We start from the raw sequence: 23,955 nt of genomic DNA on the forward strand, positions 1-23,955 counted from the left end.
CAGGCGCGTGAACGCTTCACGCGCCGCTCCTACACCATAGCTGGACTTACCGATTGCGCGTGACCCGCCATACGGTATTGGCCAAATCATCGGCGATGATCAGTGCCCCGCGAGGGTCAACCGTCACACCGACCGGCCGGCCACGAGTCTTGCCATCCTCGGTCCGGAAACCGGTGGCGAAGTCGATCGGTTCGCCGGCAGGCTTGCCATTGCTGAACGGCACGAAGATCACCTTGTAGCCCACAGGGTTTGGCCGGTTCCAGCTGCCGTGCTCGCCCACGAACACGCCGTCGGCAAAGCGCTCGCCCATGGCCGGTATGGAAAAGTCCACGCCCAGCGCGGCCACATGCGAACCGAGGCTGTAATCGGGCTTGATTGCGGCAGCCACCTTGTCCGGGTTCTGCGGTTTCACCCGCTCATCGACGTTCTGCCCCCAGTAGCTGTACGGCCAGCCATAGAAGCCACCTTCACGCACCGAAGTGAGGTAGTCCGGCACCAGGTCCGGGCCCAGCTCATCGCGTTCATTGACCACGGTCCACAGCTGCCCGCTGCCAGGCTGGATGGCCAGCGCCGTCGGGTTACGCAAGCCGGTAGCGTACGGCTTGTGCGCGCCGGTGGCAGCGTCGATTTGCCAGACCATGGCGCGATCGACTTCGGCCTCCATCCCGCGCTCGGTGATATTGCTGTTCGAACCGATACCCACATACAGGTAACGGCCATCGGGGCTGACGGTCAGCGCCTTGGTCCAGTGATGATTGATCTCGGCCGGCAGGTCGGTGACTTTGGTCGGCGGGCTGCCGGCCTGGGTCTGGCCGTCCTGGTAGTCGAAACGTACCAATGCGTCCTGGTTGGCCACGTACAGCTTGCCATCGGCAAAGGCCAGGCCATAAGGCGCGTTGAGGTTTTCGGCAAACACCGTCTGCACCTCATAGGTGCCATCGCCGTCGGCGTCGCGCAGCAGGGTCAAGCGGTTGCCGCCCTTGACCTGGGTATTGCCTTTGGCTTTGATCTGGCTGGCGATGACGTCCTTGGGCTTGAGCTTGGCTGCACTGCCGCCGCGGCCTTCGGCCACCAGGATGTCACCGTTGGGCAGTACCAGGCTCTGACGCGGAATTTTCAGGTCAGTGGCAATGGCTGTGATGCTGTAACCCTCAGGTACGGTCGGCTTCTGCTCGCCCCAGTGTGCGGGCTGGGCGATCTTCATGCTCGGCAACAGGCCACGCTCGGGGGCCGGCAGTTTCGGGTCGGGGCCCAGGGCCTGGGTAGCCTCACCTTCCCCACCGCAGGCGCTCAACAACAGCGCTACACTCAATACAGGCAATGCATGCAAAGGTTTCATGCCGCACCTCCCGAACGCAGGTTGCTCATACCCAGCCAGGCCGCCACGCAGGCCAGCACGGTCACGATCAGAGACAACACCAGGCCCGCGGGCATCACTGCCCAGGCGTCCTTGGCGTGCTCGAAGGCATTGACCAGCCCTAATATCCAAGTCACCAGCAACAGCAGAAAGTACAGCGTTGGCCGCCCGCCCTTGCGCTCGGCGCGGACCAGGTTGGCCAGCGCGAACAGCAACGTCAGCCCGCAGAACAGCAGGCCGCCGGCAATCAACCAGGAGGCGAAGTTGCTCCACTGGATCTGGTAGCTCTTGAAGTAGGCTATGTCACTCAGCAATGCGCCAAGAAACAGCGGGACCGTGCCGGCCAGCAGGATTGCGTGCAGCGGGCTGGGCGTGCATCGGTAGAGGGTTTGCTCGGTAGCGGTCACGGCGCCTCCTTACTCAGTCAGTGACCCGGGGCTGGCGGACAGGCGCGAGTGCCCGGTCCGTCAGGCGTGCGCGGGGTGCGCTTAGCAAAGGATCACCTTGACGTCCGGTTAGTTCACCGCTTGGCTTGATAGAAATATCCTGAAAGACTTCACCCCCCTTCCCACCTGAGGCAAATGGCATGAGCGCTGATAGAGCACGACCTTACGCGTTGTGGGCCGCACATGCCCTGCTTGGCCTCAGCATGGCGCTGACCGCCGGATGTTCGAACAAGCACAGCCAGGCTCGCTACCAGACAGCGGCATTGGGCTCGAACTGTTTCGCCAAGGCCGTGCCCACTACGGGAGAAGGCGGCCTGGCGTGGGGCGATACCTTGAGCATGGCCCGCCACAAGTCGATGAACAATTGCATCCGCTATGCCGGCCGCTCCGGCGGAACGCCCAGGACCTGCCAGGTGGTCATGGCCAAGTGCAAGAACTAGCGGCTGCCGGGTTCCGCCCCCTCAAGCCGGGCGTCCAGCACGGCTTCCAGATCCGCCAGTTCGATTTCCCCGCCGGCCTCCAGCAGCGCACACCGTTTTGTACAGTCGATGATCACGCGTATGCCGTCGCGCGCGCGGTGGCTTGGGTACTTGCGCAATGCCAGTTCGACGGTCGAGCCGCTATGCCAGGTGCTGACGTCCGCTGACCAACAGGCATCCTGGAAGCTCAGCAGGCAAGTGCCTTGGTGGGTATCGAGAACACGCGGGGAATAGACCCAATGCGTATTTCCAGCCTCCCATGGCCTCACCATTACCCGGTAGTGGTCATCCGCTGAGCGGGACTGCACCTCGTCTTCGACTGCAGGCTGGCCGTTGGCGGCCACGTAGCGGTCGAAAGCATTGACCTGTCCCGCCGTACGGCAGCCTGCCTGGTAATACGCCACGTGCTGTCTGTAGCCGGCAAACTCGGCGGACTGGGCACCATCGGCGAAGAGAGAGGTGATGGCAGCGCTCTGCACCAGCCAATACACCTCATCCGAACCTTCGTGGGCTTTGCTGCTACCCAAGGTAATTGCCTGGCCCAGCAGTTCGCTGGCCAGGCGCCGGCCAACCTCGCGCAATGCGCCATCGGCCAGCGGCGCAGGGTTTTTCCCTGCTTGCGCCATGAAGGCCGAATAGCGCAGGTACAGTGGCTCACCAATCAGGCCAGGTGCGGGGTAATCGGGAAGAGGCAGGTCGAGCGGTTCGAACACCCGATTACGCGGCAGCCATGCCAGGTTCTGCTGAGCACGCGAAGGCTCAAAGGCAGGTTCGCAGGCCACATGTTTACCTGACCAGCCCGCGAGGCAGCTTTTCAGGCGATTGAAGAAGTTTGTCACCAGAACGTCCTTGAAGGTGCCAGGGCTTGCATGCTACTCCAGATGAACGCTTGCCTGTACGACCTCTTCGCGGGTGAACCCGCTCCGGCCCCAATCGCTGCGGTCTGCTAGCGGGAGCAACCCGCGAAGAGGCTCGCAATCAACGTTTCATGATCACGACTTCAAGGTAATCACTGGGCACCACAAGCGACGAAGCCCCAGCAAGGTTGCTCTCGTTCAACAATTGAGTCAGATCGCTCTCCAGCGCCGCCGAAGCATCTGCCGACAACGCCGCAAAGGCTTTATGCACCGGGCCATACCAAGTGCGGAACACCTCGATGAAGTGCGCTGGCGAACGATAGCGAAAGTTGAACTGCTGGCACCTGACATCCATGGCGCCGATTTCGCCGTCAAACATTGCGCGCAGTTGCTCTTCATCGCCCCAGCGCGACGGCGGCAAGGCGCCAGCCGGTGGCGGCACATGCCGACCGAGGGTCTTGAACATCTGGCCGACGAAGCCCTGAGGTGTCCAGTTAGCCAGGCCTACCCTTCCGCCGGAGCGGCAAACGCGCGCAAGCTCCCGAGCCGCCTGCGCCTGGTCGGGGGCGAACATCACGCCGAAGGTCGAAACAACGGCATCGAAGGTAGCGTCTTTGAACGGCAAGGCCTCGGCATCGGCCACCTGGAATTCCACATTCAGATGTTCGGCACGAGCGCGATCCTCTGCGCGCTTGAGCAGCTCGGGCACGTAGTCGGTGGAAATGACCCGGCACCCGCGCCGAGCGGCGGCCAGAGTGGCGTTACCGTTGCCTGCAGCAACATCCAGCACCTGCTCGTCCCAGCGAAGGTCACAGGCTTCGGCCAGCCGTTCACCCACCAGTTGCAAGGTAGTGCCGATCACCGCGTAGTCACCGCTGGCCCACGCAGCCTGCTGGCGGGCCTTCAATGCGTTGGTGTCCAGTGGGTTGCTCATGCTCTGCGCCTTCTTGTTCTGTGCGCGGCCGAGGTCCTTCTGACGGTCTATGCGCCGTGGTGTGTAGTGTGGTGGCCTGCTCCGACCACCATTGAGCTAAACGCTGATGAACAGATGCAGCAAGCGGTAATGCCTGACGGGCAATACGCATTGGCAATAGCATCAAGGCCGTTGCGTACTATCCAAGTGTAAAGGGGCGCTAAGCGCCCCCTCCAGACTCGTCACACCGCCTTGGCCCGTGCGGCATGCAGTTTCTTGTAGCTCTCGATCAGGCGCAGGTGGCGGTCCAGCCCCTCCAGCTTCATGCTGGTCGGGGTCAGGCCATGGAAGCGCACGCTACCGTCCACCGAACCCAGCACTGCATCCATGCGCGGGTTGCCGAACATGCGGCGGAAATTGGCCTCGTAGTCCTCCATCTGAAGCTCGTCATCCAGCACCACTTCCAACACCACATTCAGGGCCTGGTAGAACAAACCGCGCTCGACAGTGTTGTCATTGAACTGCAGGAACGCCTCGACCAGCTCTTTGGCGTCCTCGAAACGCTTCAGCGCCAGGCAGATCAGCAGTTTCAACTCAAGGATGGTCAGCTGGCCCCACACCGTGTTCTCATCGAACTCGACACCGATGAGCGTGGTGATGGTGGTGTAGTCGTCCACCTCACAGTTGTCCAGGCGCTTTAGCAGCGCCCGCAGTGCACGGTTGTCCAGGCTATGCAGGTTGAGGATGTCGGCACGGAAGCCCAGGGCACGGTTGGTGTTGTCCCAGATCAGGTCCTCGACCGGGTAGATCTCCGAGTAACCCGGTACCAGGATGCGGCAGGCGTTGGCGCCGAGGTTGTCGTACACAGCCATGTACACCTCTTTGCCCATGCCCTCGAGGATGCCGAACAGGGTCGCGGCTTCCTGGAGGTTGGAGTCTTCGCCATGGCCGGAGAAGTCCCACTCGACGAACTCGAAGTCGGCCTTGGCGCTGAAGAAGCGCCACGACACCACACCACTGGAGTCGATGAAGTGCTCGACGAAGTTGTTCGGCTCGGTCAGCGCGTGGCTTTCGAAGGTCGGCTGCGGCAAGTCGTTGAGCCCCTCGAAACTGCGGCCCTGCAGCAGTTCGGTAAGGCTGCGTTCCAGCGCCACCTCAAAGCTTGGGTGCGCGCCGAACGAGGCGAACACGCCACCGGTACGCGGGTTCATCAGGGTCACGCACATGACCGGGAATTCACCGCCCAGCGACGCGTCCTTGACCAGCACCGGGAAGCCCTGCTCTTCCAGCCCCTGGATGCCTGCGACGATGCCTGGGTACTTCGCCAGCACCTCCTGCGGCACATCCGGCAGGCACAGCTCGCCCTCAAGGATTTCACGCTTCACGGCCCGCTCGAAGATCTCCGACAGGCACTGCACCTGAGCTTCAGCCAGGGTGTTGCCCGCGCTCATGCCGTTGCTGAGGAACAGGTTTTCGATCAGGTTGGACGGGAAGTACACCACCTGGCTGTCCGACTGGCGCACGAACGGCAGCGAACAGATGCCACGCGCGGTATTGCCCGAGTTGGTGTCATACAAGTGCGAACCGCGCAGCTCGCCGTCCGGGTTGTAGATCTGCAGGCAGTATTCGTCGAGGATCTCGGCTGGCAGCGCGTCCTTGGGCCCCGGCTTGAACCACTGCTCGTTGGGGTAGTGCACGAACGGCGCGTTGGCGATGTCCTCGCCCCAGAACTGGTCGTTGTAGAAGAAGTTGCAGTTCAAACGCTCGATGAACTCACCCAGCGCCGAGGCCAGCGCGGCCTCTTTGGTCGAGCCCTTGCCGTTGGTGAAGCACATCGGCGACTGCGCATCGCGCACGTGCAGCGACCACACGTTCGGCACGATGTTGCGCCACGAGGCGATCTCGATCTTCATGCCCAGCCCGGCAAGCAGCCCCGACATGTTGGCGATGGTCTGCTCCAGCGGCAGGTCCTTGCCGGCGATGTAGGTGGTGGTGTCGGCCACCGGCATGAGCAGGCCCTGGGCGTCGGCATCGAGGTTGTCCACCTGCTCGATGATGAACTCGGGACCGGTCTGTACCACTTTTTTGACCGTGCAGCGGTCGATGGAGCGCAGGATGCCCTGCCGGTCCTTCTCAGAGATGTCTTCCGGCAGTTCGACCTGGATCTTGAAGATCTGGTTGTAGCGGTTCTCGGGATCGACGATGTTGTTCTGCGACAGGCGGATATTTTCGGTAGGGATATCCCGGGTCTGGCAGTACAGCTTGACGAAATAGGCGGCGCACAGGGCCGATGAGGCAAGGAAATAGTCGAACGGCCCCGGGGCCGAGCCATCGCCTTTGTAGCGGATCGGCTGGTCGGCGATCACCGTGAAGTCGTCGAATTTGGCTTCAAGACGAAGGTTGTCGAGAAAGTTGACCTTGATTTCCATGCGGGAACACCGTGATTTAAGCGTGCAAAACGAAATTGGCCGGCATTATCCGGTTTTTTCGGCTGGAAGTCCTGTTTGTCTGTACGGCTGACGGCTGACGGCTGCGGCACTTGATTGCGCATTTCACCGGATTGCTTGCCTGATTCTCTGAACCTGCAGTACACGGCAGGCCACCGCTCATACCGCTGTGCTAGCGTTTGCGGATTGGGGAACAACGTATTCCCTGCAAGACAGCACACAATCACAACCGATGATCAGCAGGTGAGCCATGGAACTTCGAATCAACCAGAAGACCTACCAGGTCGAGGCCGACGCCGACACGCCGTTGCTGTGGGTGATCCGCGACGACCTCGGCCTGACCGGCACCAAATACGGCTGCGGCCTGGCACAGTGCGGCGCCTGCTCGGTGCTGGTGGACGGCAATGTGGTGCGCGCCTGTGTCACGCCGGTGGCCGGGGTGGTCGGGCGTGAAGTGACCACAATCGAAGCCATCGAGACCGATGAGGTGGGCAAGCGCGTGGTGGCGGCGTGGGTCGAGCATCAGGTGGCCCAATGCGGTTACTGCCAGTCGGGGCAGGTGATGGCGGCCACCGCGCTGCTCAAGCACGCCCCGCAACCGAGCGATGCGCAAATCGATGCAGCGATGGTCAACCTGTGCCGCTGCGGCACCTATAACGCCATCCATGCCGCCATGCACGAACTCGCCCAAGGGGAGAAGGCCTGATGAATACGCCTGTCGATACCTCTGCGGTGCTGCTCGACCTGCCGCCGGGCGAAACGGTCAACCTGTCGCGTCGGCGTTTTCTCGCCGGTACCGCCGTAGGCGCCCTGGTCCTTGGCTTTGGCCTGCCGCTGGGCGTCAGCCGGGTCCAAGCGGCGACGGCCGCCGCCCAGGAACGCGGCACCCAGGTACCTGCATTCCTGGAAATCCGCCAGGACGGCACGGTACGCCTGCTCTGCCCGTTCATGGAAGGCGGCCAAGGCACCTACACCGCCATGGCGCAGATCGTCGGCGAAGAACTGGACGCGGACCCTGCCACGTTCGTGGTCGACAGTGCCCCGCCGGGCGAAGCCTATGTAGTGATGGAAAACGGCATGCGTATCACCGGCGGCAGCATGTCGGTGCGCATGAGCTACCCGACCATGCGCCGCCTTGGCGCCCTTGCCCGGGCCATGCTGCTAGAGGCCGCAGCCGAGCAATGGGGCGTACCGGTGAGCGAGCTGTCCACCGAACCTGGCAAGGTGCTACACGCCGCTTCGGGCCGTTCGCTTGCCTATGGCGAACTGGCTGAACGGGCCATGGACCTGCCGGTACCGGACCCAGCAGGCATCAAGCTGCGCGACCCCAGCCAGTTCCGCTGGATCGGCAAGCCGGTGCGCCGTGTCGATGCCTACGACAAATCCACCGGCAAGGCGCTCTACACCATCGACATCAAGCTCGACGGCATGCTCCAAGCCGCCGTACAGCACGCCCCGCGCCTGGGCATGACCGTGGGCAGCCTGCGCAACGAAGCTCAGGTCAAGGCCATGAAAGGCGTGCACTCGGTGCATCAACTGCCAGGCGCGGTTGCCGTGGTGGCCGAACGCTGGTGGCACGCCAAGCGTGCGGTCGAGGCGCTTCAGGTGGACTGGCAGGAGCCGGGCGCCGACAGCAAAGTACGCGCGATGCCCGCCGACTTCTCCAGCGATGCCTGGCGCGAGCACCTGGCCGCTCAGACAGGCCCTGCCAGAGACGACGAAAGCGAAGGCGATGTGGCCGCTGCACTGGGCAATGCCAAAACCAAGGTCGAGGCCACCTACCACAACCAGTATCTCAACCATGCCCAGCTGGAGCCGCCGTCCGCACTGGCGCGCTTCAACCCCGATGGTTCGCTGGAGGTCTGGCTGCCCAACCAGGCGCCGGACATGTTCCGTGACGACATTGCCAAACGCACCGGCCTGGATCCTGCACAGATCACCCTGCACTCGCCGCTTCTGGGCGGGTTCTTCGGTCGCCACTTCCTGTATGACTCGGCCAACCCGTACCCGCAGGCCATCCTGCTGGCCAAGGCCGTCGGCCGCCCGGTCAAGCTGATCTGGAGCCGCGAGGAAGAATTCCTGCGCGATGTGCTGCGGCCGGTAGCGGTGGTCAAGTTCCGTGCAGGGCTGGATGCCGATGGCCTGCCAGTGGCCATCGAAGCAGTGAGTGCCACAGAGGGCCCCACCGAGGCCCTGGCGGGCAAGCAAGGCGAAAAAATCGACCCTACGGCGCTCGAAGGGCTATCGGGCAAATCCTACGCCATCGCCAACAAACGCATCGCGCAGATCTACGTCAAAGGCCCGGCCATGCTGGGTTACTGGCGATCGGTGGGCAACTCGCTCAACGATTTCTTCTACGAGTCCTTCCTGGACGAGCTGGCTGACAAAGGCGGCAAGGACCCCTTTGAGTTGCGCCTGCACCTGCTGCGCGACAACCCGCGCCTGACCAACCTGCTGCGAGCGGTGGGTGAATTGTCCGGTGGCTGGAAGCGCGGGCCGTTCACCGCTGAAGACGGCAGCAAGCGGGCGCGTGGTGTGGCCATGGCTTCGCCGTTCGGCTCGGAGGCCGCCGTGATCGCCGAAGTATCGATCGAAGATGGCCAGGTCAAGGTTCACGACATCTGGCAGGCGATCGACCCCGGCAGCATCGTCAACCCAGCGATCATCGAAGCCCAGGTCAACGGCGCCGTGGCCCTTGGCCTGTCGCAGACGCTGGTTGAGGAAGCGGTATACATCGATGGCAAGCCGCGCGCGCGCAACTACGACCTGTATCCGATCCTGCCTGCCTCGCGCATGGCCCGGGTGCATGTGCGCATTGTCGAAAGCGGCGCGAAGATGGGGGGCATTGGCGAGCCGCCGTTGCCTGCGGTGGCGCCAGCAGTGGCCAACGCGGTGGCGCAGCTCACAGGCCAGCGCATCCGCAGCCTGCCCATGAGCCGCCATACCTTCAGCTGACCGGACAAGGACCGCCCCATGACCCACAGTCGATTCGCAAGAGCCGCAGGCTGGCTGGCGCTGCCGTGCCTGGTCGCCGCAGGCCTGCTGGCCTGGTATGTCACCCGTGAGCCCGCTTCGCCCTTCGTCACCGAGCAAAACGCCAGCTTCGACCCGGCGCTGGTCAGCCGTGGTGAGTACGTGGCCAGGCTCAGCGACTGCGTCGCCTGCCACAGCCTGCCCGACGGCAAGCCGTTTGCCGGTGGGCTGGAAATGGCCACACCGCTGGGGGCGATACACGCCACCAACGTAACTCCCGACCCCGCGACCGGCATCGGCAATTACAGCCTTGCCGACTTCGACCGCGCTGTGCGCCACGGTGTCGCACCAGGCGGGCGGCGGCTGTACCCGGCCATGCCCTACCCTTCATATGCCAAGCTCAGCGATGACGATGTGCGGGCGCTGTATGCCTTCTTCATGAAAGGCGTACAGCCTGCCCAACAGGCGAACATCCCCAGCGATATCCCGTGGCCGTTGAACATGCGCTGGCCGATCGCGCTGTGGAACGGCGTGTTCGCAGCAGACGCACCTTATGCGGCGAAACCGGCGCAGGACGCGGTGTGGAACCGAGGCGCCTATATCGTTCAGGGCCCCGGCCACTGTGGCAGTTGCCATACCCCACGGGGCCTGGCCTTCAACGAAAAAGCCCTGGATGAAGGTGGCAAGCCGTTTCTGGCAGGCGCGCTGCTCGATGGCTGGTACGCACCCAGCCTGCGTAACGACCACAACACCGGCCTGGGCCGCTGGAGCGAGGCCCAGATCGTGCAATTCCTCAAGCACGGGCGCAATCAGCATGCGGTGGTCTATGGCTCGATGACCGAGGCGTTCAACAATTCCACCCAGTTCATGAGCGATGACGACCTGGCAGCGATCGCTCGCTACCTCAAATCGTTGCCGGGCGACCCCCAACGTGATGGCGAGCCGTGGCAGTACCAGGCCGTGTCTGCCGGTGAGCGCCTGAACAGCCCTGGCGCCCACACCTACGTGACCCGCTGCGCCACGTGCCATGGCCTGGACGGCAAAGGCCAGGCAGAATGGATGCCGCCGCTGGCGGGGGCCACCTCGGCGCTGGCCAAGGAGAATGCTTCGGCGATCAACATCACCCTCAATGGCTCGCAACGGATCGTCGCCGCCGGGCTGCCGGATGCCTACCGCATGCCTGCCTTCCGCGAGCAGTTGTCGGACCAGGAGATCGCCGAGGTGCTGAGCTTTGTGCGCAGTACCTGGGGCAACCACGGCGGTGCAGTCGACGCGCAGGCCGTCAGCAAGCTGCGCGGGGATACCGACCCAGCCAGCAGCAGCCCGATCATCTTGCACATGCGCTGAGGAAACACTGTCAATGGAAAGCATCGACCTGTTGGTCCTGCGCACCACCCGTGACTGGCTCAAGGCAGGCGAGCGGGTGCTGCTGGCAACCGTAGCCCGCACCTGGGGTTCATCGCCCAGGCCTGTGGGCTCGATGATGGCCCTGCGTGGCGATGGCAGGGTCATTGGTAGCGTCTCCGGTGGCTGCATCGAGGATGATCTGGTGCACCGCTACACCAGCGCCTACAACGGCGAAGGCATGCCGGAAGGACCGCCGCGCGTGGTGCGTTATGGCGTCAGCGCCGACGAGGCTCATCGCTTTGGCCTGCCCTGCGGCGGGACCCTGGAGCTGATACTCGAGTTCAGCCCTTCATTGCCCAGCCTTGAGCAGCTGCTGCCGCTGTTGGACGCTGGCAACCTGGTCCGTCGCGAGCTGGACCTTGGCACCGGTGGCGTAAGCCTGGCCGTCACGCACGCACTGGAGCAGTTCAGCTTCGATGGCCAGCGCATGGTCAATACCCTGGGCCCCGGCTACCGCATGCTGCTGATCGGTGCCGGGGTATTGGCCGAGTACCTGGCGACCATGGCGCTGTTCAACGGCTTCAAGGTGGCCGTCTGCGACCCTCGCCGCGAATACATGGATGGCTGGAATGTCGCGGGCGTGGAGAAGATAGTCGGCATGCCGGACGACGTGGTCAGGGCCTTCGCCCCGGACCTGCGCAGCTGCATCATTGGCCTGAGCCATGACCCTAAGCTGGACGACCTGGCCCTGCTCGAAGCCTTGCACAGTACAGCCTTTTACATCGGTGTGATCGGTTCTCGGCGTAATAGCCAGCTGCGCCGCGAACGGCTGATCGAGCACTTCGGTGAGACGCAAGCCTCACTCGAACGCCTGCATGGCCCCATCGGTATCTATATCGGCAGCAAGACCCCTGCAGAGATTGCGGTCAGCGTCATGGCGGAGGTTCTTGCCATCAAGAACGGCGTTGCCTTGCCCGGCGCGGCCAATGTGACCAAGGCCAAGCGGGCCCGGGAAGCCAGTGCATGACGTGAACGTGCGCCAACGACAGCACACGCGGCCTCAATGCTGCGCGCCCGCTTGCTCCTGCTTCCAACGCTTCAGGTTCTTCGCCAGTAGCTGCCCAGGAAGCGGCCCAGAGACGATTTCCTTCATTTTCTGCGCCAGTTGCTCACGCAGCCTGGGCTGGTTGCACGGCGATGCATGGGACAGGGCCAGGTACAAACCCTCACTGGACACCGGCGGATCAAGCACCTTCAACTGCTCGTCCATACCCAGCGTGCGCGCCAGCGCCATGCCGGGGTACTGCTCATAGATCAGGTAGTCGTTGCGCTTGTGCAGCAGCTTCTCGAACGCCTGCCTGGCGCTGGGAACCGCTTCGAGCGTAAGGTTGGCCCGGGCATAGTCGTCAAACTCTTGGCCATGACTGTTGCTGACCAGGGTGCCGCCCTTGCGCCCCTTCAGGTCTGACCAGCCACGGTAAGCAAAGGCAGCGTCCAGGCGCACCCAGACAACACTTGGCGTATGCAGGAACGGCGGGCTGATGAAGTCAGCCTCCTGCTGACGCGCCTGGGTCAGGAAGTAACCGGCCATCAAGTCGATACGGCCTTTGCGCACCTGCTCCTGAGCCCGCGACCATGGCCCGCCGTAGACCACCTGCATTTTCAGACCGAGCGCCTGGCCCAGGTAGTCAAGCAGGTCGGCGTTGGCACCGATCAGTCGCTGGGGGTCGTTCGGATCGCGCCACAGGTAAGGGGGATATTCCGGATTACCGGTGGCCGTCAGTTGCCGACAGACATCCTCCGCTGCCCAGGCCTGAGGCAACAGAAACAGGGAAAGCGAAAGCAGCAAAGACCGGCCGGACCACCGCTCGACCATCTACAACCCTCGGTGCATGCGGCCTTAGGCGGCCAGCCGTGGTCGCGAAAGGCTGCCACATCCTGTGCACGTCTGCTGTACTGCTGCCCGCATGCTCTACAGAGTCTGGACGAGAATCAGCTGGCTGCCAGAAATTTATCCGGGCATGCGCGCCAAAGACCGCTTCGCCGCCGCCTGGAACACGCCGCGCAGTGCCCTGACTTGCTCTTCGGTAAGCGTTTGCGCGCAGGTCAGCCCCTGCAGGAAGCCTATGCCCCAGTTTTTGGTCTGGTCCAGTTGCTGGCGGTTTTCGGCTTCGGCGATATCGCCCAGATGGAGCGCGGCGTGGTGTTCGTAACGATCACCCAGTGCCAACTTGCGCAGTTCACCCAGAGCGACCTTGAATTCAGCGGCGGCAACATCGTCCAGGCCCAGGTGCTCATACTGAAGCAGGCTCAGACGGTCGGTGGCGGTCATCTTCGAATCTCCGTTTCTCTATAAAAGGAGCAGTTGCAGGAAAATCACCAACCAACCCGGAACGCTTCCAGGCGTCAGGTGAGAGTGGTGTGGTAATAGGGCTTGTATACCATAGGTAAGGCCCATCGCCCTAGCGGTGTGCGCCGTCCGGTTGCCTGCAGCCGCCAGGGACGATTATCGATGCAATTGTTTGGCAGACAATGAACGCGCTCTAGTGCAGCTTTGCGCTGGCAGGCGTGCAACAAAGCCGACCTGGGGGCCTTGGTCGGCTTGTACTGGTGGTTGCGGGGGTTACTTGATGAACCGCACCTGGCTATTGATCTTCTCGATCACCGCCCCCTTGCGCTCATTGAACCGCGCCTTGTTCTGCTCGAACAGGTTATTGCCCTTGGTATCAATGGAAATGATCAGCGGCCCGAACTCGCGCACGCGGTTGACCCATAAGGTTTCCGGCATGCCCAGGTCCTGCCATTCGGCGCGCTCGATCTCCTCGACCTGAGTGGCAGCGAGCACTGCGCAGCCCCCCGGAAACACCGCATGCACCGCTTTGTTTTCAAGGCAGCCGGTCGTGGTTTCCGGGCCCATGCCACCTTTGCCAACGATCAGTTTGACGCCGGTTTCTTCGATGAACTGCTTCTCGAACTTTTCCATGCGCATGCTGGTGGTCGGGCCGATGGAGACCATCTCGAAGCTGCCGTCTCCCTTCTTGCGCACGATTGGTCCGGCATGGAAGATCGCTCCGCCGCGCAGGTCCACCGGCAGCTCCCGCTTGAGTTCTATAAGGCGGCGATGGGCGACATCGCGGCAGGTGACCAACTGGCCGGTCAGGTAGACCACATCGCCCACGTTGAGGCCGGCCAGGTCTTCGTCTTTGATCGGCGTGCTGAGGATCTTTTTCACAGAACTACACCCTCGTGCGAAAGAATGTCATAGGACAGGTCGGCGTTGATGCGGATCTTGCCGCGTCGATGCGCCCAGCAACCGGTCGACACGGCAACGCCGATGGTCGACGGGTGGCGTGCCGAGGACTCGATGTTCACGCCCATCACGCTGCTGTTACCGGTCAGGCCCTGCGGCCCGATGCCGATTTCGTTGAGGCCGTCCTCCAGCAGCTTCTCCATCATCGCTGCGCTTTCGTTGGGATGGCTGGAGTCGACCGGACGCAGGATCGCCCGCTTGGACAAGCGCGCCGCCGTCTCAACCGAGGTCGACACCCCTACACCGACCAGCAGCGGCGGGCAGGCATTCACGCCGCGCGAGGTGATCACGTCGAACACGAACTCGGTCACCCCTTCGTAGCCCTGCCCCGGCATCAGCACCTTCGCCGAGCCGGGCAAGGTGCAGCCTCCCCCGGCCATGTACACATCGACGATGGCGTGGTCGGCGTCGGGGATGATTTCCCAGTCCAGCCACGGGATCTTCGACCCGGTATTGGTGCCGGTATTTTTCTCGATGAAGGTTTCCACCGCGTTATGGCGCAGCGGGCCTTTGATGGTGGCCTCGCGCGTCGCGTTTTCCAGGATGCCTTCAAGTTCGCTCAGCAATGGGAAACGTGCGCCGGCAGAAATGAAGTACTGGATGACGCCGGTGTCCTGGCAACTGGGGCGGTCGAGCTTGTCGGCGTAATCCTGGTTGTCGGCCATCGAATCGTAGACCGCGATGGCCAGCGGGTTGGTTTCTGCGGCGCGCAGTTTGGCGGTCTTTTCCTTGACGTCCTTGGGCAGGCGCTTGCCGATGTAGGCGGTGAACTTGGCCATCACGTCGGTCAGCGATGACACGGCTGTTTCTTTATCCACGGTTTATCTCCTCAGTGCATCTCAAGTCAGGTCATTCTTGTCAGCCAGGTCAGGCGCCTGTCGGTGTTGTCGCCGCCTGTACGGCGGGGGTGGGCGATAAATGCTTGGTGGTTTCTGGCACCGCCTGGCCGTCGAGCACCTGGGCCACGCGGGTGCTGTCCAGCGCACCGACCCACTTGGCGATGGCCATGGTGCCGACCGCATTGCCGATGGTGTTGGTGATGGCGCGGGCCTCGGACATGAACCGGTCGACGCCCAGCAGCAGTACCATCCCGGCCACTGGAATGTTGTCCATGGTCGCCAGGGTCGCGGCCAGCGTGATGAAGCCCGAGCCGGTAACGCCCGCCGAACCTTTGGAGGTGAGAAGCAGCACACCGAGGACGAGCAGCTGATCCATCAGGGTTAGCGGCGTGTTGGTAGCCTGGGCGATGAAGATGGCTGCCATGGTGTAGTAGATGCACTGGCCATCGGGGTTGAAGGTCAGGCCCGAGGGGATCACCAGGCCCACCACCGGCTTGGATACACCGACCTTCTCCAGCTTGTGCATCAGTTGCGGGACCACCGATTCGGACGAGCTGGTGCCCAGCACGGTGAACAACTCTTCGCGCAGATACTTGAGGAACTTCCACAGGCTGAAGCCCGACAGCCGCGCAATGGCGCCGAGGATGATCACCACGAAAAGGAAGCAGGTCAGGTACATGGTCGCCATCAACTTACCCAGCGACACGATCGAGCCCAGGCCATACTTGCCGACGGTAAATGCCATGGCGCCACACGCCGCCAGCGGCGCGACACGCATCACCATCCCGACGATATGGAACATGCCGTGGGAAAACGCCTCAAGCACATCGACTACCGGCTTGCCCCGCTCACCCAGGTTGGCCAGCGCGATGCCCAACAATGTCGAGAACAGTAAAATCGGCAAGATTTCATTCTTGGCGAAGGCATCGATTACGCTGCCGGGAATGACGTGCAGGAGGAAATCGGTGAACCCACCGGAACCGCTGGCGGCCGCTGCGGTGTAGGTGGAGATGGCCTTGGTATCGAGGGTGGCGGGGTCGACGTTCATGCCCTGCCCCGGCTGCACCAGGTTGACAACCACCAGTCCCAGCACCAATGCGAAGGTGGACAGCACCTCGAAGTAGATCAAGGCCCGCACGCCAACGCGGCCAAGTTCCTTCATGTTTTCCATCTTGGCGATGCCCAGCACCACCGTGGCAAAGATGATCGGTGCGAAGACCATCTTGATCAGCTTGATGAACGCGTCACCCAGCGGTTTCATGTCGGTGCCGACCTGCGGCCAGAACACCCCGAGCACAATGCCCAGCGTTACGCCTATCAGCACTTGTACGTACAGCTTGCCTATCAATCGCTTGGCCATTGCCGTCTCCGAATTATTGTTGTGGTCGGATGAATGTGGCGGCTGGGCTAGCACCAGCGTGCAGGCAGGACGCGCTTTAGCCCAGGTTACGTGCGGTTGTCACGTGGACCTAAGGTAAGCGGTTTTCAGAAGTGCGGTAATACAATTGAATTCACGTCATTGTTTACCTGAAGTTATCAGTCGGCTCGTCGTCGACTGGGTCGCGGGCCGCAACCTGGGGCTATGCTGTCTTATGCAATTCCCATTCAGTGGAGGTGTGTGATGCGTCCGTTCACAGGGAGTTTCCTGCTGGTGCTGCTTTGCGTAGCCCCGGCACTGCAGGCCCAGTCGGTAGTCCCCTTAAAAGGCCAGAGCAGCCAGCAGATGCAGCTGGATATCAATGAATGCAATACCGTGGCAGCCAACGCCGCGAACAACGCCGCAACTACCTCCAGCCCGAATGTCGGTGGCCGGGTCAAAGGCGCGGCTGTGGGGGCTGCAGCCGGTGCCGCTGGCGCGCAGGTACGCAGCAACCAGCATGAAGCGTTGTCTGACCGGGCCGGCGACGACGCCAAACAAGAGTATCGGCAGAACCGTGCTGGGGAAGTGGCCGCTGCCGGAGCGGTCGTCGGCGGTTCCCGGCAACGCCAGGAGCGCCGCGAGGATCGGCGCACCGAGGATCAGGCACAGAGCTCGGCGCAGGCCAGCGCCTACAGCGGTTGCCTGCAGGGGCGCGGATATCAGATCAATCCTTGATCTGGGCTACCGGGTGGATGGCAAACAAACATTGCCTAACCAACCGTGCGTCGCTTCACGCACATGTTTCAACCGGTTTTCACCGCGAAGCGTTACCGACGGCGTTTCCACACTCACCTGCACATCCGCCGGCAACGCTCCCATCAACGCTGCCAGTGGCAACTGCCCCTGCCCGGGCAATAACCGCCCTTCACGCGCCTCCTGGATAATCAATGCCTCAGCCGGCGCCGTGAGCGGCGCATCGCACAGTTGCACCGCTCGCAGGTAGCGCGGGTCGACTTCGGCAAGTGCCGCTACATCCCCGCCCGAACGGAACAGATGCAGCGCATCCACCAGTACCCCGCTGTTGCCCTGTCCAGCCATGTTCAACACGGCCAGCGCCTGCTGCAGGGTCGCCACCGGCCTCCAGCGCATGAACTCCAGGTCCACACGCAAGCGATACTCCTTGGCCATTTCACACAGTGCCGCGAAGTTGTGCGCAAGCCGCACACCGTTTTCATCATCCCCGGACACCGTAAGGCTGGTGGCACCCAGTTCGGCGCCTGCCGCCAGCAACGCTGCACAATTGCCAACCTGCACCTGCGGCGTCAGCGAGACGAACTCGATGTCGGCAACGCCTACACCCTCACCTGCCATCACAGCCTTCAGCTCACGTAGCGCCTGGCCACCAACCGCAAGCGGATACGCTTGCGCACCCGGCATCACCGGGTGCAGCCGCAACCCAACAGTGCTGAAACCGGCCCGGCCGGCTTCACGCACCAGCGCTTCAGGCGCAAGGTCCAGCGCTGTCAGGTGGGCAACCCCTAGCGGCTTCAATAAGTCGCCCTCCCGCCACTGAGGTCGAATACGAAGCCTGTGGTAAAGCTGCACTCCGGCCCGGCGATCCAGGCCACCATGTTGGCAATCTCCTCAGCCTTGAGGAAACGCCCCATAGGAATCTTGGCCTTGCTCGCCGCGATATGCTCCGCAGTCATCTCGGCCATCAACGGGGTTTCGACCATCGCAGGGGCGATGCAGTTGAGCGACACGCCATCCTGCGCCAGTTCCTTGGCCGCGGCCTTGGTGAAGGCGATGACCCCGGCCTTGGCAGCCGAGTAGCCGCTTATGTACTGCACGCCATCTTTGCCCGCCATCGATGCCACATTGACGATCCGCCCATAGCCGCGCTCGCGCATATGCGGGATGGCCGTTCGACAGCAGTAGAAGACACCGTTCAGATCGATGGCGATGACCTTGTCCCAGGCTTCTGGCGGGTATTCCCAGGACGGTACCACCGGCCCATTGATGCCAGCGTTGTTGATCAGGATGTCGACCTGCCCCACACGCGCCAGTACATCAGCGAATGCCGCCTCGACCGAGGCCAGCGAGGCGACATCCACAGCCTGGCGCAGGACTGGCTCGAAACCGTTGCCGACACTGTCCCAGCCATCCACCGCGAGGTCCCAGATCACCACCTGGGCACCGGCGGTGTGCAGCCGTTGCGCGATGGCCAGGCCGATGCCACGCATGCCGCCAGTGACGATTGCAGTTTGCCCTTGCAGGGGGTGGCTCATTGTTCAGCTCCTTTTTCAACACAGGGAATATCCGGTAGGCGACGCAGGTCACGCACCATGAACAGGTAACACAGCGCGCCAAGCGCGGTAATCGAGGACACGAACACCAGGGCCCAGACGAATGACCCCGTGGCCGTCACGATCAGGCCGATGGTCAACGGGGTAACGATGCCGGCGGCGTTGGCGAACAAGTTGAACAGCCCGCCACTGAGGCCCAGCAAGCCTTTGGGCGCGATGTCGGAAACGATCATCCAGGCCAGGGCCGACATACCCTGGGCGAAATAGGCAATACAGAGGATGGCGATGACCAGCACGTCCGACTCGACATAGTTGGCCAGGACAATGACCGACGCGGTCAGCAGGCCGGCGATCACCGGCAGCTTGCGCGCCACATTCAGCGAGTAGCCGCGGCGCAGCAAGGCATCGGAGAGCCAGCCGCCGACCAGCGTGCCCAACGAAGCAGCGATGAACGGCAGCACCGCCACCCAGCCGACCTTGAGCCACGGCATATGCCGCTCGGTGACCAGGTAGGTCGGGAACCAGGTGAGGAAGAACACGTTGGTCGAGTTGCAGGCGAACTGCCCCAGGCAGATACCGAGCATGTTGCGGTGCTTGAGCAGCGCCGGGATCTGTGACCACTGGAAGACAGTGGCTTTCTGGCCACCATCGACCACGCCACCGCCGGCAGCGATGTAGTCCAGCTCTGCCTGGTTGGCGGTGGTCGACTGGTGTGGCTCATGGTACTTGCGCCACCAGACCACCCCATAGAGGACGCCCATCAATCCGACCGCCATCAGCAGAAAGCGCCAGCCATAGGCGTGCAAGACCCAAAACAGTAACGGTGTCAGGAAAGCAAGGCCGGTGTACTCGGCAAAGGTGTAGATACCCGTCGCCCTGGCCCGCTCGCTTTGCGGGAACCAGGTCGCCACCACGCGGCTGTTGGTGGGGAAGCACGGCGCTTCTGTCACACCGACCAGAAAGCGCATGCCCAGCAAGGACAGAAACCCCTGGGCCAAGCCCTGCAGACCGGTGAACAGCGACCACAACGTCAGTGCCAACCAGTAGGTGAGCTTGGTGCCCAGCCGGTCGATCAATATGCCGCCGGGAATCTGCGCAGCAGCGTAGGTCCATGAGAACGCCGAGAAAATCACCCCCATCATCGCCGCATTAAGGCCAAGATCGGCGCTGATGCTTGGCGCGGCGATGCCCATGACGCTGCGGTCCAGGTAGTTGATCATGGTGCCGCCAGAGATCAGCGCCAGGATCATGAAACGGGTACGGGTACGTTGCTGCTGGCGCGCAGGCGTGTCGAACACTCCGGCACCGATAGGCTGATCAGCATTCATGACAATTGCTCTCTTGTTATTGGAATGGCAAATGCGCAGGCGTCAGGCAAACCCGAACAGGCGCTTGGGGGTATCCCACATGATGGTTCGCCGCTGCTGCGGGTCTGGCATCAGGCGTTCGGCCAACTTCAGCAAGGGGCCGTAATCCACCCGGGTGTGCTGGCGGATGAACGGCCAGTCCGAACCCCATACACAGGCTTGCGGGCCAAAGGCGTTGATCAACTCGTGCACGTAGGCGCTGCTCTGCTCATGCAGGGCAGCAACAGCGGCGAATTTCTGCATGCCCGAGAGCTTCACGCAGGCCCGCCCATGCCGGGCCAGCCTGAGCAATGCCTGAAAGCCGGCCTGTTGGGTACCGGCCGCCGCATCCGGGCGTCCGCAGTGGTCGATCAATACCCGCACCGCACTGCGCTCGATCAGGCCCAGCAGTTCGACGAGCTGGTCTTCGCACACCTGGATCTGGGCGAACAGGCCAAGTTCGGCAAGCTTGCCGAACAACGGCCCGACGTCTTGCAGGCTCGCCACCCCGTACATTGCCGGGTTGAAGGCCACGCCAACCACGCCCTGCTCACGCAGTGCGGCCAGTTGCTCAAGGCTGACGTGACGATCGACTACCGCGATGCCCTTGAAGCGCCCCTGACCGCTGGCCAAGGCATGCAGCAGGCAGCTGTTGTCAGTGTGGTAGCCACTGTTGGGCCCAACCAACAAGGCATGGCGAACGCCATAGGCATCCATCACCTGGTTGAACTGCTCCAGCGGCGCGACCTCCTGACCGGAGGGTGCGTAGGGCGCATCGGGGTGATAGGCGAAGCGTGCAGGGTCAAACAAATGGTTATGGCAATCGATCTTCGGTTCGTCAAAGATGTTCAAAGGCGGTTCCTTCAAGCGCCACTGCGCTTGCCTGCAGATCTTGTTATTGTTCGCCACCAAGGGCGATTTGCCTGGGGTCACGATACTGCGGGCGTAGCGATCGCGCTCATACCCAGATGGCGCAGACCATAACCTAAGGTAATACTCATGCTTCCCGGCAAAGAAGGTAGCGATGCCAGTACACTGGTATTCAAACTGCGGCACATGGAGGTGTTCCGGGCGGTCATGCTGACTGGCTCGATCAGCGCCGCCGCAAAGATGCTCTACGTCTCGCAGCCGGCGGTGAGCAAGCTCATCGGCTACATCGAGGGGCGTCTGGCCTACCGCCTGTTCGAGCGCATCAACAACCGCCTGGTACCCACTGCCGAGGCGCAGATCCTGTTCCGTGAGGTCGAGCGGGTGTACCAGGCAGCGCTGCAGGTCAATGAGTGCGCTCTGGCGCTGGCCACCGGCGCGCACCGCAAACTTCGGATCTCCTGCAGCGCCTCGTTGTCGACGGTGGTGATCCCGATCGCCCTGGCTCAGCTCAAGCGTGAGGCGCCTGCGCTGCAGATCGAATGGCAGACCTCGCTGATGGGCGAGATGCCCAACCAGATCCTGTCGAAGAAGGTCGACCTGTCGATCGCTGCCTTGCCGGTGGTACACGACCACCTGCATTCGCAGGCCTTCATGCGTGGCCGCATGGTCGCTGTAATGCCCGCAGATCACCCCCTGGCACAGCAGCCCTCACTGACTTTGCAGCAGCTGGAAGGCCACGCGCTGTTACTGTTCCGTCCGGACATGCCGTTCGGCAAGCTGCTGGCCGAGGAGATAGCGCGCCGCGGCCTGCACCTGGACTCGCTGTTGTCGTTCACCAATGCCAACGAAGCCGTGGCACTGGTCAAGCAAGGCATGGGCATCACTTTGATCGATGAGTTCGTGGCACAGGACAGCGGCCTGGCCGTGGTGCGCCTGGCTGACGAAATTCACTTCGATATCAGCTTCGTCCATTCGCGTTTTGAACCGCCGTCGCAGGCGGCGCTGCACCTGATGCGCGTGCTGCATGGCCAGGCGCTCAAGCTGGGGCGGCAGATACCCGGGTTCGAGTTGCCCAGCATGTGAAGCCGGCGGGTCTGGATAGGCCTTGCCTGCCAGATTGGATCGGCAGGCTGGAAAACGCTAACCTTGCACCGCCGCGCAGCGCTTGACGGTGCGCAGGCCTACTCATGCACTCAGGAGATTCCCCGACATGAACGTCTCATTCCAGCCCCGCTGGCTGCTCGCCCTCGCCCTGCCCCTTGTGCTCGCCGCCTGTGGCGACAGCGAACCCAAGCAACGTGCCGCCTTCAGCGAATTCCTGCAGACCCGTATCGTCGACAAGCCAGGCGTTCATGTACCCAAGCTGAGCGCAGACGAAACCAAGGCTTTTGGCCCCTACAGCGATCACTATGCAGTCATCACCCAGTTCAACGGCGCGATGGATGCCGCAGTGCAGCCTCTGGGTAACCTGCTACAAAAAGGCGCGGTTCGCTCGCTCAATGATGTCACTGCCCGCCGTGACGACATAAAGGCAGTGCAGACCGGCCTGAACGACATGGGCACCCAATTGCAGGAGCAAAAGGCCAAGGCGGACACCGCCCATGCCCAGCTCAAGCAGCCGGAAGACCTCAAAGTGGTTTACGACAAGGCCTTTGAGCGCACCGTCAGCGTCCCGGCCGACACCTTCCTGGACGTGCTGCCGCAAATCAACGGCACCCTGGACAGCAGCCTGAAGGTGGCCGACTACGTGGATGCGCACAAGGAAAAGATAGAAATCAACGGGGCCATCGTGAAGGTGTCCGACCCGACCGTTCAGGCTGAGTTGAATGCCTTGCTGGCGGACCTGAACAACCAGGCCAAGACCGTGCAGCAGGCGCAGGCAAGGCTGAAGACGGTGATGCTCGGGCGTTAGTCGGCTCTGATTCAGGCGGCGGGTGAGGGTTTGCTCACACCCGCTAGCGACCGGCCTGCACCGCGTCAGACGCAACCTTCGGCCAGCACCTGAGCCCGGGTGATGACATTGCCGAAGTGATGCTTCCACAACTCGATGCCCAGTTTCCCTGAGCGATCCAGGGAAGACCCCACCGTCAGGTCAGTGATCAGCGTCGGCATCAGCCCAGCGTCGAACAGGGCAAAGCCGGCGGCAAGCACGCACGTCTCGGTCTGCAACCCGCAGACCAATACCCGATCCACGCCCAGCCCCCTGATGTACTCGATGGTCTCGGCGGTTTGCCTGTAACCGTGCTTGACAAAGACCTTGTCGGCCTCGACCAGGCTCTCGTCTTCTGCTGCAGGGTGCCAGCCAAGCTGCCGCTCGAACGGGGTGACCTGTTCATCGTGCAACTGGACCGAGGCAACGGTCGGGATCGTCGCAGACAACGCACGCACACCATCGACCAGCCACTCGGGCGGGCTGAAGGTGGACTGTATATCGACGATGAGTAAAACCTGCCGCATGACTGTCTCCGGGACGCTGGCAAAGGCACGGAGTATATCGTTCCTGGCGGCCGATGACGCCCTTGGGTCAGCACCCAGCGTTGCACCCGAATGACTCAAGTTGCGGTTTTCCAGAACTTTTTCCTGTTTACGGGTCTATGTGAACAGGCAGATGAAGATTGCTGGCTCCCTCAGGGTTTGCCCGCGACGCCATGGCCCAACGTCCCAATGTCTATCAGAGGTTGTCTTCGCTCATGAAAATCCATGTCCCACGGATAGTGCTCCTGGGCCTGTTCGCGTTCGCGGCAATGGGCTCGGCATCTGCAACACCGGCGAAGGCATCAATGCCGCTACCCGCAACCAAGGCCACCGCTTCTCAGGCCCACATCGAGGGCGCCAACAGCCCTTGGCCAAGCCTGGCGAGCGTAGCGGCCGCACAATCCGCTACGCTGCTGGCCCATGATGACCGTTACCGGCGCGACGGCCACTGGCACGACCGTAGAGACGACTGGCGTCGTGACCAATGGCGCCGCGACCAATGGCGCCGCGAGCAGGCGCGCCGTGAAGCCGAACGCCGCCGCGACTGGCAGCGCCGTCATGAGCGGGCCATGCACCACCGTTACGAAGCCGATCACCACTACTATCGCCGCTGATTTTCGTTGGAATCAA

At 62.5% G+C, this 23,955-nt stretch carries 24 protein-coding genes; 9 read left to right on the forward strand and 15 right to left on the reverse strand.

Features of this window, described 5'->3' with window-relative positions:
* Window positions 1-46 precede the first annotated feature (46 nt).
* Together JET17_RS14340 and JET17_RS14345 are read right to left on the reverse strand one after the other, a co-directional pair.
* Window positions 47-1,339, reverse strand: coding sequence for a PQQ-dependent sugar dehydrogenase (locus JET17_RS14340; RefSeq protein WP_012314677.1), 1,293 nt, complete (start codon window positions 1,337-1,339; stop codon window positions 47-49).
* Window positions 1,336-1,764: a DUF2231 domain-containing protein gene (locus tag JET17_RS14345; RefSeq protein ID WP_012314678.1), complete on the reverse strand. Its 429-nt coding sequence runs from the start codon at window positions 1,762-1,764 to the stop codon at window positions 1,336-1,338. The genes JET17_RS14340 and JET17_RS14345 overlap by 4 nt, the downstream gene beginning before the upstream one ends.
* A 179-nt stretch (window positions 1,765-1,943) precedes the next feature.
* On the opposite strand from JET17_RS14345, the gene JET17_RS14350 reads away from it, so the two are divergent.
* A complete protein-coding gene (locus JET17_RS14350) occupies window positions 1,944-2,243 on the forward strand; it encodes a hypothetical protein (RefSeq protein WP_012314679.1) in 300 nt (99 codons plus the stop codon).
* Here JET17_RS14350 and JET17_RS14355 read toward each other — a convergent pair.
* The 3 genes from JET17_RS14355 to JET17_RS14365 form a co-directional block, all read right to left on the reverse strand.
* Window positions 2,240-3,121, reverse strand: a complete 882-nt coding sequence (locus JET17_RS14355; protein ID WP_012314680.1) for a hypothetical protein — start codon at window positions 3,119-3,121, stop codon at window positions 2,240-2,242. The genes JET17_RS14350 and JET17_RS14355 overlap by 4 nt on opposite strands.
* Window positions 3,122-3,260: 139 nt before the next feature.
* Window positions 3,261-4,073, reverse strand: coding sequence for a class I SAM-dependent methyltransferase (locus JET17_RS14360; RefSeq protein ID WP_012314681.1), 813 nt, complete (start codon window positions 4,071-4,073; stop codon window positions 3,261-3,263).
* Between the two features lie 221 nt (window positions 4,074-4,294).
* Window positions 4,295-6,481 (reverse strand): OsmC domain/YcaO domain-containing protein, encoded by a 2,187-nt coding sequence (locus JET17_RS14365; protein ID WP_012314682.1) that lies wholly within the window; start codon window positions 6,479-6,481, stop codon window positions 4,295-4,297.
* 268 nt (window positions 6,482-6,749) lie between these two features.
* On the opposite strand from JET17_RS14365, the gene JET17_RS14370 reads away from it, so the two are divergent.
* From JET17_RS14370 to JET17_RS14385, 4 genes are read left to right on the forward strand one after another with little or no spacing between them, the layout of a single operon-like run.
* Entirely contained in the window at window positions 6,750-7,205 is a 456-nt protein-coding gene (locus JET17_RS14370) for a (2Fe-2S)-binding protein (RefSeq protein WP_012314683.1), read from the forward strand.
* Complete coding sequence (locus JET17_RS14375) at window positions 7,205-9,454, forward strand: xanthine dehydrogenase family protein molybdopterin-binding subunit (protein ID WP_012314684.1); 2,250 nt, start codon at window positions 7,205-7,207, stop codon at window positions 9,452-9,454. The genes JET17_RS14370 and JET17_RS14375 overlap by 1 nt, the downstream gene beginning before the upstream one ends.
* 18 nt (window positions 9,455-9,472) lie before the next feature.
* Entirely contained in the window at window positions 9,473-10,819 is a 1,347-nt protein-coding gene (locus JET17_RS14380) for a c-type cytochrome (RefSeq protein ID WP_012314685.1), read from the forward strand.
* A gap of 13 nt (window positions 10,820-10,832) precedes the next feature.
* Entirely contained in the window at window positions 10,833-11,846 is a 1,014-nt protein-coding gene (locus JET17_RS14385) for an XdhC family protein (RefSeq protein ID WP_012314686.1), read from the forward strand.
* A 33-nt stretch (window positions 11,847-11,879) separates the two neighbouring features.
* Here JET17_RS14385 and JET17_RS14390 read toward each other — a convergent pair whose 3' ends face one another.
* The 5 genes from JET17_RS14390 to JET17_RS14410 form a co-directional block, all read right to left on the reverse strand.
* Window positions 11,880-12,695, reverse strand: coding sequence for a substrate-binding periplasmic protein (locus JET17_RS14390; protein WP_012314687.1), 816 nt, complete (start codon window positions 12,693-12,695; stop codon window positions 11,880-11,882).
* 135 nt (window positions 12,696-12,830) lie between these two features.
* Window positions 12,831-13,151 carry a hypothetical protein gene (locus tag JET17_RS14395; protein ID WP_012314688.1) on the reverse strand — a complete coding sequence of 107 codons (321 nt, stop codon included), beginning with the start codon at window positions 13,149-13,151 and terminating at the stop codon, window positions 12,831-12,833.
* 291 nt (window positions 13,152-13,442) lie between these two features.
* Window positions 13,443-14,051, reverse strand: a complete 609-nt coding sequence (gene ttdB / locus JET17_RS14400; protein WP_012314689.1) for a L(+)-tartrate dehydratase subunit beta — start codon at window positions 14,049-14,051, stop codon at window positions 13,443-13,445.
* Entirely contained in the window at window positions 14,048-14,947 is a 900-nt protein-coding gene (gene ttdA, locus JET17_RS14405; RefSeq protein WP_012314690.1) for a L(+)-tartrate dehydratase subunit alpha, read from the reverse strand. Before ttdA ends, ttdB begins: the two co-directional genes overlap by 4 nt.
* A gap of 49 nt (window positions 14,948-14,996) precedes the next feature.
* On the reverse strand, window positions 14,997-16,328 hold the full coding sequence (locus tag JET17_RS14410; RefSeq protein WP_012314691.1) for a dicarboxylate/amino acid:cation symporter: 1,332 nt from the start codon (window positions 16,326-16,328) through the stop codon (window positions 14,997-14,999).
* Between the two features lie 261 nt (window positions 16,329-16,589).
* Between JET17_RS14410 and JET17_RS14415 the strand changes: the two genes are divergently transcribed.
* Window positions 16,590-17,063, forward strand: a complete 474-nt coding sequence (locus tag JET17_RS14415; RefSeq protein WP_012314692.1) for a YMGG-like glycine zipper-containing protein — start codon at window positions 16,590-16,592, stop codon at window positions 17,061-17,063.
* Window positions 17,064-17,069: 6 nt separating this feature from the next.
* On the opposite strand, the gene JET17_RS14420 is transcribed toward JET17_RS14415, so the two are convergent.
* The 4 genes from JET17_RS14420 to JET17_RS14435 are packed head-to-tail and all read right to left on the reverse strand — an operon-like array spanning window position 17,070 to window position 20,832.
* Complete coding sequence (locus tag JET17_RS14420; RefSeq protein WP_012314693.1) at window positions 17,070-17,879, reverse strand: sugar phosphate isomerase/epimerase family protein; 810 nt, start codon at window positions 17,877-17,879, stop codon at window positions 17,070-17,072.
* Window positions 17,876-18,616, reverse strand: coding sequence for an SDR family NAD(P)-dependent oxidoreductase (locus JET17_RS14425; protein ID WP_012314694.1), 741 nt, complete (start codon window positions 18,614-18,616; stop codon window positions 17,876-17,878). The genes JET17_RS14420 and JET17_RS14425 overlap by 4 nt, the downstream gene beginning before the upstream one ends.
* On the reverse strand, window positions 18,613-19,962 hold the full coding sequence (locus tag JET17_RS14430) for an MFS transporter (protein ID WP_012314695.1): 1,350 nt from the start codon (window positions 19,960-19,962) through the stop codon (window positions 18,613-18,615). The genes JET17_RS14425 and JET17_RS14430 overlap by 4 nt, the downstream gene beginning before the upstream one ends.
* A 42-nt stretch (window positions 19,963-20,004) precedes the next feature.
* Entirely contained in the window at window positions 20,005-20,832 is an 828-nt protein-coding gene (locus JET17_RS14435; RefSeq protein ID WP_012314696.1) for an amidohydrolase family protein, read from the reverse strand.
* 147 nt (window positions 20,833-20,979) lie between these two features.
* Here JET17_RS14435 and JET17_RS14440 point away from each other — a divergent pair, with 147 nt between their 5' ends.
* Both JET17_RS14440 and JET17_RS14445 read left to right on the forward strand, forming a co-directional pair.
* Window positions 20,980-21,933, forward strand: coding sequence for a LysR family transcriptional regulator (locus JET17_RS14440; protein ID WP_012314697.1), 954 nt, complete (start codon window positions 20,980-20,982; stop codon window positions 21,931-21,933).
* A 127-nt stretch (window positions 21,934-22,060) separates the two neighbouring features.
* On the forward strand, window positions 22,061-22,762 hold the full coding sequence (locus JET17_RS14445) for a DUF3053 domain-containing protein (RefSeq protein ID WP_012314698.1): 702 nt from the start codon (window positions 22,061-22,063) through the stop codon (window positions 22,760-22,762).
* Window positions 22,763-22,827: 65 nt separating this feature from the next.
* Here the strand turns inward: JET17_RS14445 and JET17_RS14450 are convergent, their stop codons facing one another.
* Window positions 22,828-23,307, reverse strand: a complete 480-nt coding sequence (locus JET17_RS14450) for an isochorismatase family protein (RefSeq protein WP_012314699.1) — start codon at window positions 23,305-23,307, stop codon at window positions 22,828-22,830.
* 323 nt (window positions 23,308-23,630) lie between these two features.
* On the opposite strand from JET17_RS14450, the gene JET17_RS14455 reads away from it, so the two are divergent.
* Window positions 23,631-23,939: a hypothetical protein gene (locus JET17_RS14455; RefSeq protein WP_233100401.1), complete on the forward strand. Its 309-nt coding sequence runs from the start codon at window positions 23,631-23,633 to the stop codon at window positions 23,937-23,939.
* Window positions 23,940-23,955: the final 16 nt, after the last annotated feature.

Source organism: Pseudomonas putida (assembly GCF_016406145.1).
GTDB lineage: Bacteria > Pseudomonadota > Gammaproteobacteria > Pseudomonadales > Pseudomonadaceae > Aquipseudomonas > Aquipseudomonas putida_E.